A 523-nucleotide genomic window follows, 5' to 3' on the forward strand; every position below is an offset into this window, starting at 1 on the left:
GCTCGATACCCAACTCTTTTGCTTGTGATGCTGATTGAGCCCCGGCTTCTAGTGCTTGGCTTAGTTGTTCCTCGCTCATCGCGCTTTGCTGGCAGAAGTTCGCGGTGCCGGCAGTAATACGCTGGTCAGTCACGCTATCTAAGGGAGCGAGTTCATTGACTGTGCCTAGGTTAATTACGCCGAAATCAGCATTCAATTGGCGAGCTAATACGGTAATCGCGGCACCGCCAGCGGCAAAGTTTTTTACCATCTCACCTGTCACGATTTGAGGGAAGGCCGAAACACCTTCATCAACAACACCGTGGTCTGCAGCAAAAATACGGATCATGATCTTGTCTATAGTGGGTACTTCCTTGCCTTGTAAGCCAGCAAATTTGATTGCTAGCGATTCCAGCTGGCCTAATGAACCGGGTGGCTTGGTTAGTTGCCCCTGACGAGTACTTGCCGCTGTTTGGGCTTCCAGATTAATTGCTTGAGCAGCGTCATTAAGCCATTGCATAGGAGGTATCCTGATATAAAATTA

Annotated in this window: 1 protein-coding gene; it reads right to left on the minus strand. The window is 49.1% G+C overall.

The genetic code is table 11. The annotated features are described in order from the left end of the window. Positions 1-499: nicotinate-nucleotide--dimethylbenzimidazole phosphoribosyltransferase (locus tag A3757_RS02590; RefSeq protein WP_197469674.1), on the minus strand; the 499-nt coding region annotated here is incomplete at its 3' end. Between the last annotated feature and the right edge of the window lie 24 nt (positions 500-523).

The organism is Oleiphilus sp. HI0117 (assembly GCF_001635235.1).